At 30.9% G+C, this 2,115-nt stretch carries 2 protein-coding genes; both read left to right on the top strand.

Translation table 11 applies throughout. The annotated features are described in order from the left end of the window. Positions 1-145: 145 nt before the first annotated feature. Positions 146-1,081 carry a HAMP domain-containing histidine kinase gene (locus KKH91_08195; protein ID MBU0952782.1) on the top strand — a complete coding sequence of 312 codons (936 nt, stop codon included), beginning with the start codon at positions 146-148 and terminating at the stop codon, positions 1,079-1,081. Positions 1,082-1,208: 127 nt separating this feature from the next. Continuing rightward, on the top strand, positions 1,209-2,105 hold the full coding sequence (locus KKH91_08190; GenBank protein ID MBU0952781.1) for a hypothetical protein: 897 nt from the start codon (positions 1,209-1,211) through the stop codon (positions 2,103-2,105). Positions 2,106-2,115: the final 10 nt, after the last annotated feature.

Here is a 2,115-nt window from a genome sequence, read left to right as displayed (position 1 = left end):
GGATACTTTGTTTCGACCGTTGGAATCAATGAACGCGTGATAAAAGACTATATAGAGCAACAAGGCAAAGAAGATATTGGACAAGCGAAGCTTGAGTTAGGAATTTAAATGCCCCGAGCGTAAGCTCGTGGGATATTTACGTATTATGAAATTTAGAAAAATATTTGCCGTTATAGATTCAGTCCCAACAGCAAACCGCAGATATATTTCATTATTTCTAAAAATACATATCGTATTAATGATATTCTTTCTGATTGGATATTTTATAGTAGCATATGCGTTTTGTTTTCATTTACACATAGTCAGTGAAGCGTTAGTCGGATTGATATTTTTATTCGGAGCCGTTTTTGTTTTTTTAGGCCTATATATACAGGAAATCCTTATTGACCAGGTCAAGAAACACATTTCTACAAATAGCCAGATGGAAAAGATGGTAGCTCTCGGGCAACTGGCAAGCGGGGTAGCGCACGAATTAAATAATCCCTTGACTACGATTTTAGGATTTACGCAAACTCTTAAACGGGAAATAAAAAGCAATAATTTCCTGGAGATACCTATTGAAACAATTGAAAGAGAAGCCAAAAGGTCTATAGAGTTAGTTCATAATTTACTTATTTTTTCCAGAAAAGAGAAGATAGAAACAGAAGAAATAGATTTAAATAAAACTATTGATGATGCCACTGTTCTTATTCAGGCTCAGGTTAAAAATATAAAATTGATTAAGAATTATGGTAATTTACCCGGGTTTAAAGCGAATAAAAACAAGATACAGCAGTTAATAATAAATCTGTGTAATAATGCAATTGACGCCATGTCAAATGGTGGCGAATTAAGAATAACTACTAAATATGCAGACCATATTGAAATTTTAATAAGTGATACAGGTTCAGGGATTCCAGAAGAAGTAAAAAAACATATTTTTGAACCGTTCTACACAACAAAAGAAGAAGGAAAAGGGACAGGGCTTGGTTTAAGTTTGTGTTATGAGATAGTAAAAAAACACAACGGGACTATTGAAGTAGACAGCGAGGTTGGCAAGGGAACCATATTTAAAATAAAGTTTTCTGGTCATAATCTTTAAAGAAGGATTATTATGAAATTTATTTCCGAAGAAAACAAAATGTATTTATTTCTAGACAAATTGATTTCTCGATAGTAATATTATATAATACTGATACCATTTTATAACGATTTATTAGGAGACGCCTATGCTTAGAAAAAAATCCCTTTATACTATCTTTTCCTTTCTTTTGCTTTGTACGTTAACGTCATGTAAAAATTATAGTTTAAATGATTTTTTAAATGCCATTGCTCCTGGCTATGTACCTTTCGAAACTGCATATACTGAAGAACAGATAAGATGCGGATTCACAAGAATAGGAAGTGGGGATTTTTCTTTTGACGATAAAATAGTTGGTTTTGTTGATAAAAAAATATTATCCAAAACCACAAGTTTTGAAATAAATAAAAAACAAATCTCTTCAATTGGCGCTAAACTTCAAGGAATTGTTGGAGTTTCACTATCGTTAAATAATGTCAGTAAAATTGATGTGTCAGCTGATGGTATAAACACCTACTTTTTCCCGACACAATACAATTTATATTTGTTTAATGAAAGTCAAATCGAACTCTATAAAAAGAAAGAGTTACTCAAAGAAATAGTCGAAATAGATAAATTAAAATTTAAGGTAAAATACAAAGAAGGATATAATATTAAAGCAGACTTAGATAAACTATCAGCAATATCAGATTTAGGCGCATCATATACACAAGAATCAAATAATGAATTATCAATTGCATATGAAAAAAGAATTGTAGGTTATAGGACAGAAGCCATATCTTCGGAAAAAGTGCATCTCGATAAAGGTAATGTTGTAATTTTTGGGAAAGTATCTTTAAAAAATAATGAATCAAATTCGGTTAAATTGACTTATACAGATGGGAGTTTTTCTTTAGATACAAAGATTGATATGTATAATAGATATGCTATAAAAGTAATACCGAATGCATTAGATTCTATCACTGTTTTTGATAAAAACGGGAAAGAACTGGGTAAGAAGAAATTTAATCCTTTAAATAGCACTTTCGAATATAATTTGCCTTAATTGAGGGAGG

This window comes from Elusimicrobiota bacterium, assembly GCA_018816525.1.
Lineage (GTDB): Bacteria > Elusimicrobiota > Endomicrobiia > CG1-02-37-114 > XYA2-FULL-39-19 > OXYB2-FULL-48-7.
Note: the sequence above shows the minus strand (reverse complement) of the source record. Positions and strands in the feature narration are given on the sequence as shown.